Below are 6,094 nucleotides of genomic sequence, written 5' to 3' on the forward strand. Positions count from 1 at the left end.
GTGCGGGGGGCGGTGCAGGCCGGTCCGACAGTGTCTGACGAGGGGGACGACGAGGATGGCATCGCGCCGGGACGAGCTGAACGCGTACACCTTCGCCCGCAAGCGCACGGTGGGGGCGTTCCTGCTGCCCGGTGGCGGCGGCAGCGACGAGGACGCGCCGCGCCCGGTGAAGGCGGTGCTGCCGAGCGTGCTGGCGGGGGCGGTGATCGTCGCCGGGTTCGGGCTGTGGGGGGTGTTCAAGCCGAGCGCGCCGCTGCACTGGGACGACGGCAAGAACGTCGTCCAGGGCAAGAAGTCGACCACCCGGTACGTGGTGCTGACCGACCCGGACGGCCGGACCAGGCGGCTGCACCAGGTGCTCAACATGTCCTCGGCGCGGCTGGTGCTGCCGGCCGACGCCAAGGTGGTGGTGGTCGACGACGGGGTGCTCGACAGCTACCCCAACCACGGCCCGACGATCGGCATCCCGTACGCGCCGGACAAGCTGCCGACGAGGGACAACGCGGACAAGCCGATGAAGTGGTCGGTCTGCGACCGCCCGGGCTCGGACGACAAGCAGGAGACCGTCAACCAGGCGGTGTTCGTGGCGGCCGGCCCGGACGCGGCGGCGCTGGCGGGCAAGGACCGGATGCTCGGCCAGGACCAGCTGCTGCTGGTGCAGCAGGCGGACGAGCAGCAGGTATCCGCGCAGCCGGCGCCGGGCCAGCCCGCGGCCAGGCCGGGTGACGCGAAGGTGTTCCTGGTCGACGCGCAGGGCCGCAAGCACGGCATCGGCTCGCCGCAGGCGGACGACAAGGAGCGCAAGTCGCTGATCACCGCGGTCTTCGGGCCCAACGCGGTGCCGCAGCGCGTCAAGCGCGAGTGGCTGGACACCCTGGTGACCGGCAGCCCGATCACCTTCCCGAAGGTCGACGGGGTGGCGGACAGCCCGAACCCCAACTCCTCGGTGGAGCTGGGCAACCAGGCCGACCGCCGGATCGGCCGGCTGGTGCACTACCAGGACCGGCACTACGTGGTCGGCAAGGACCGGCTCTACCTGGTGACGCCGTTCCAGGCGGAGCTGATCCGGCAGAACCCGGACTACCAGGACCTCTACAAGTACGACGGCGACAAGCGGCCGCGCAGCGACGAGATGACCCCGGCCGACCACGCCAAGCTCGGCAACGACGTCCGGCTGCCGAGCACCGGGGACGACTGGCCGCTGAAGTCCGGTGCGCCGGCCAACAACTGGCAGGACCGGCAGGACGCGCGCCTGGTCGTGTGCAGCACCTTCGACGGCGTCGCCGAGGACGGCCGCACGCCCCGGCGCAGCGTCTGGGCCGGGACGTCCTACCCGGCGCCGTACAACAACGGCGCGGGCGCCGCGTACGTGACGCCCGGGCACGGCCTCTTCTACCGCGCGCTGGACAACGCGGCGGGCGGTTCCGGCACCGACTTCCTGATCACCGAGACCGGTCTGCGCTACTCGGTGCCGGCCAACGGCGACGGTGGTCGCGGCGCCACCACCCCGCCCGGCGCGCAGCCGGGCCAGAGTGCGCAGCCGGGTGCGGGCGGACAGCCGGGCCAGGGCGGCGCCCCGAAGACGCCCACCCCGCAGCCGGGCGCCACCACGCCGGACCAGCAGCCGCCGCAGGACGAATCGGGCGCCAACCAGGCCCGGTTGGGCTACAAGGAGCTCCAGCCGCTCCCGGTGCCGCACGAGTGGTCGGACCTCGTCCCGGCCGGCCCGCCGCTGACGGCGAAGAGCGCCGCCCAGCCGCAGAACGCCTGATCGACCAAGCCCGGCAACGGAATTGGCCTCAGTGTCATGGTCTGGTAACTGCGCCGAGTTCGGTGTTGGGTGAGCTGCGTGTGCCGACTACAGTGCTCCTGGACATCACTAGGGTGATGGGACGGTCGGGCCGCGCTGCCCTCCGTACACGCAATGTCTGTCTCATGGGGGATGGTGGAGCATGGCTCAGGGTCAGTTCACGATGACGGCTCAGGAGATGCTGGCTTTCGCCAAGCGGATCGAGGACGCGATCGGGAAGATCGAGGCTGAGCGGCAGAAGCTCATCAGCACGGTCGATGGCATCACCGGCGGCTGGCAGGGCCAGGCGGCGAACGCCTACAAGGCCTTGCAGGACCAGGTCAACACCGACATCGCGAAGCTGAAGGAGTCGCTCACCGCGATCCAGCACGCGATCGAGCTGACCACCAAGCACTACGCGAGCACCGAGGAAGAGCAGAAGGCGCTGTTCTCCAACGCCCAGGGCTGATCAGCCGCACCGCGCTGATCACCGTTCTGTTCCGACCTTCCGCTCGGTGGGGCGCCCGCGGCTGAGCGCGGGGTGCTCCGCATCCTCGTCAAGGGAGACATCGTGTCCGACCACATCCTCGTCAACTTCGAGACCGTCCACCACGCGGCCGAGGAAGTGCGCGCCTCGGCCGGCCGCATCGACCACCTGCTGAACGACCTCAAGGGCGACGTCAACCGCATCGCGTCCAGCTGGCAGGGCGCGGCCCAGCAGGGCTACCAGGCCCACCAGACCCAGTGGGACGCGCGCGCCGCCGACCTGCAGAAGGTCTGCACGCAGATCGCCTCCTCGCTGGACGGCGCCGCGCAGAGCTACCGGACGACCGAGAACAACAACGCCAAGCTGTGGGGGAACAGCTGACCACGCGTTCCCCAGCGGGAACGTGAGGGGGCGGGTGCTCGGACTCCGGGCACCCGCCCTTCGGTGCGCGGCACGGGTGGACGACATGAGGGGTGGCAGGGTGTCCGGACGCGGGTACCGGAAGGCGGCCGCGGCACTGGCCGCGCTCGCCGTGCTGGGTGGCCCGCTCGCCGCCCCGGCGCACGCGGACAGCGGACCAGGGCTGGCCGCCGCGGGCGACTGCCCGAAGAACGCGCCCGACGTGCCGACCGTGCCGTGGTCGCTGCAGCGCCTGCTGCTGGACGAGCTGTGGCAGGGCGGTCGGACCACCGGCGCGGGGGTGACCGTCGCGGTCATCGACACCGGCGTGGACGACCAGAACCCGCAGCTGGCGGGCAAGGTCCTGGAGGGCTCCAACCTGGTGGTGAACCGGGAGACCAAGGAGAAGGTCCCGGGCAGCTCCAAGGAGGACCCGGTCGGCCACGGCACCAAGGTGGCCGGCATCATCGCCGCCCGCCGTTACGACCGGACGGGCTTCGTCGGGCTCGCCCCCGACGCCACCGTCCTGTCGATCCGCCAGAACGACAGCGACGGCAACGGCGACGTCTCCACCCTGGTCCAGGCCGTCAACGAGGCGGTCAGGGCCAAGGCCAAGGTCATCAACATCTCCCAGGACGTCCGCGGTGCCGGCGCCGCCGGCTTCGGCGGGTACCAGGAGCTGAAGGCCGCCGTCCAGGCCGCCGAGGACAGCGGCGTCGTGGTGGTCGCCTCCACCGGCAACGACGGTAAGGAGGGCGACACCTACCCCGGCGCCTTCCCGACCGTGCTCGCCGTCGGCGCCTCCGACCGCAACAACGAGCGCGCCCCGTTCTCCCAGTACGGCTCCTTCGTGAAGGTCGCCGCACCCGGCGTCGACATGCTCTCCACCGTCCCCAGGGGCGGCCAGTGCGTCGACAACGGCACCAGCTTCTCCGCCCCGTACGTGTCCGGGCTCGTCGCGCTGCTGGTCGGCGCCCACCCGAACTGGAAGCCGGCCCAGGTGCGGGCCTGGATCGAGCAGACCGCCCAGCGCACCCAGCGCGATCCGGACCGGTTCGTCGGCTGGGGCGTGGTCGACCCGGTCAGGGCCGTCACCAAGGCCCCCGAGAGCGCGCCGTTCACCGCCACCCCGGACGCCCCCGTCCGACTGGCCGCCGCCCCGATCGTGCCCCGGCCGGTCGGCCTCGGCGAGACCCAGGCCGACCGCGACGGCCGCACCGCGACGTACGTCCTCGGCATCGGGGCGCTGCTGGTCGCGCTGCTCATCGGCGGCGGCGTCGTCCTGCGCGACCTGCGCCGCAGGTCCGCCGACTGATCCGTGTGCGCAGCACCCGCCCGGTGCCCGGGGAGTGCGCGGAAGAATCCTCCGGAACGGCTGTAACGTCGTGGGCCGCTCACCGCATCCAAGAAGTGTCGGGGAGCGCGGACACGGGGGAGCGGCGGGCATGGGGTGGATCGGGGCGGGCCGGGAGGCCGAGGACGCAGAGTTCCTGGAGCTGGTGTCCGGCCGCACCGGCCACCTGTACCGCTCGGCCTGCCTGCTGACCAGCGGCGACACCCACTACGCCGAGGACCTCGTCCAGGAGGCCCTCAGCCGGATGTACGTGCTCTGGCGGCGCAGCGCCTGGACCGGCGGCCGGAACCGGATCGACAACCCGGCCGCCTACACCCACACGGTGATGGTGCGCACCTTCCTCGCCCAGCAGCGCCGCCGCTCCAGCACCGAGCGCCCCATCGGGGCCGTGCCCGAGTCGGAGGCGCGGGAGGCGGACGGCGCGCTGCGGATGACCCTGCTCGACGCCCTCGGCCGGATGCCGCCCAAGGACCGCGCCGTCCTGGTGCTGCGCTACTGGGAGGACCGCAGCGTCGCGGAGACCGCCGAGGTGCTGCGCTCCTCCCCGGGGGCGGTCCGCACCCGCACCACCCGGGCGCTGGCCCGGCTGCGCGGCCTGCTCGGCGACTCGCTGGCCGAGCTTGCCGCCCGCTGACCACTGCTCGTAGTCCGTGACGCAACCCGTGACGCAACCCGTGACGCAATTTCGTGACGCAATTTCGTGATGCAAGGAGACGGTGACCACCCATGTCCGAACCGGACAAGTTCGAGGACGATCTTCTCTACGCCCTCACCCGTACGGGCGAGGGCTTCCGCACCGAGCCGTCCGACCTGCTCGCGGGCGGGTACCAGCGCGGCCGCCGACGCTGGCGCCGCCGCTCGACCGCCGCGGTGGTGGGCGGCGCGGCCGCGCTGGCCCTGGTGGGGACCGGCGCGGTGTACCTCACCGGCTCCTCGCCGCGCCCGAGTGCGGTGCCCGCGGCCGCCCCGAGCACCGCCGGCGGCAGCGGGAGCGGCTCGGCGGCCCCGGTCGCGGCGGCCTCCTCCGCGGAGCCGGGCGAGGTCACCGGCGAGGATGTGCTGGCCACCCTGCGGGGCCTGCTGCCGGGCGGCCGGACCAGCGACGAGAACGCCGGTCAACGCCACGGCGGCACGCTGGTCTTCGACGACGGTCGGGGCAGGGCCGCGATGGCGGTCTCGGTCAACCGGGTCGGGGCCGGCAGCCCGGTCCTGACGGAGAACGGCTGCCCGGACCGGAAGCTCGTCCCGTACGACGCCTGCACCAGCGCGGGCCTGCCGGGCGGCGGCAAGCTGACCCTGTTCCAGGGCTACGAGTACCCGAACAAGCAGGCCGGCACCAAGAGGTGGTCCGCCTGGCTGGGCGGCGCCGACGGCCGCGTGATCGAGCTGACGGAGTGGAACGCCGAGGCGGAGAAGGGCGCACCGGACAGCCGTCGGACGCCGCCGCTGTCGCCGGAGCAGCTGAGGGCGGTCGTCACCGACAAGGCCTGGGACGGGATCATCGCCAAGTTCCCCGAGCCGCGGCCGGAGCCGGGGCCGGACAACGGCAAGGAGTACGGCAAGGACGAGATCCTGGCGATTGTCGCCAAGCTGCTGCCGTCCGGGCTGACCGAGACGGAGACCGGGGGACAGCCTGGCTACGCGAACTTCGTGGTCGACGACGGCAAGGGCAAGTCCATGGTGGAGATCAACGTGCAGGACTGGTCCCGCGACGACAAGACCAAGGAGGAGCTGTTCGGCAGTGCCCGGGCACAGCCGGACGGCACCAGGGTGGTGGTCGGCAAGCGGGGCTCCAACCCGGGCATGTGGACCGTCGACACCCTGCACGCGGACGGCCTGCGGGTGGTGATCAGCGCGTTCAACAGCGGCACCCAGCAGACCCCGGCGATCCGCAGCACCCCGGCGCTGAGCAACGACCAGCTGAAGGCGATCGCCACCGCGCCGGTGTGGAAGCTGAAGAAGTAGCGGTGCGGACGTGGGGGGGGGGGGGGGGGGGGGGGGGGGGGGGGGGGGGGGGGGGGGGGGGGGGGGGGGGGGGGGGGGGGGGGGGGGGGGGGGGGGGGGG

Annotated in this window: 6 protein-coding genes; all 6 read left to right on the forward strand. The window is 72.7% G+C overall.

From position 1 onward, the window contains the following. Window positions 1–55: 55 nt before the first annotated feature. The 6 genes from AC07BF_RS34865 to AC07BF_RS34890 all read left to right on the forward strand — a co-directional run bounded on the left by AC07BF_RS34865 (window position 56) and on the right by AC07BF_RS34890 (window position 5,994). Window positions 56–1,771, forward strand: coding sequence for a type VII secretion protein EccB (locus AC07BF_RS34865; RefSeq protein WP_478334421.1), 1,716 nt, complete (start codon window positions 56–58; stop codon window positions 1,769–1,771). A gap of 181 nt (window positions 1,772–1,952) precedes the next feature. Next, complete coding sequence (locus AC07BF_RS34870) at window positions 1,953–2,258, forward strand: WXG100 family type VII secretion target (protein WP_350885676.1); 306 nt, start codon at window positions 1,953–1,955, stop codon at window positions 2,256–2,258. A gap of 102 nt (window positions 2,259–2,360) precedes the next feature. After that, a complete protein-coding gene (locus tag AC07BF_RS34875; protein WP_363586526.1) occupies window positions 2,361–2,657 on the forward strand; it encodes a WXG100 family type VII secretion target in 297 nt (98 codons plus the stop codon). A gap of 100 nt (window positions 2,658–2,757) precedes the next feature. Next, on the forward strand, window positions 2,758–3,990 hold the full coding sequence (mycP, locus tag AC07BF_RS34880; protein ID WP_363586527.1) for a type VII secretion-associated serine protease mycosin: 1,233 nt from the start codon (window positions 2,758–2,760) through the stop codon (window positions 3,988–3,990). Between the two features lie 130 nt (window positions 3,991–4,120). Continuing rightward, window positions 4,121–4,663, forward strand: coding sequence for a SigE family RNA polymerase sigma factor (locus AC07BF_RS34885; protein ID WP_350885682.1), 543 nt, complete (start codon window positions 4,121–4,123; stop codon window positions 4,661–4,663). 92 nt (window positions 4,664–4,755) lie between these two features. Then, window positions 4,756–5,994, forward strand: coding sequence for a hypothetical protein (locus tag AC07BF_RS34890; RefSeq protein ID WP_363632067.1), 1,239 nt, complete (start codon window positions 4,756–4,758; stop codon window positions 5,992–5,994). Window positions 5,995–6,094: the final 100 nt, after the last annotated feature.

It is taken from the genome of Kitasatospora sp. NPDC043950 (assembly GCF_056435345.1).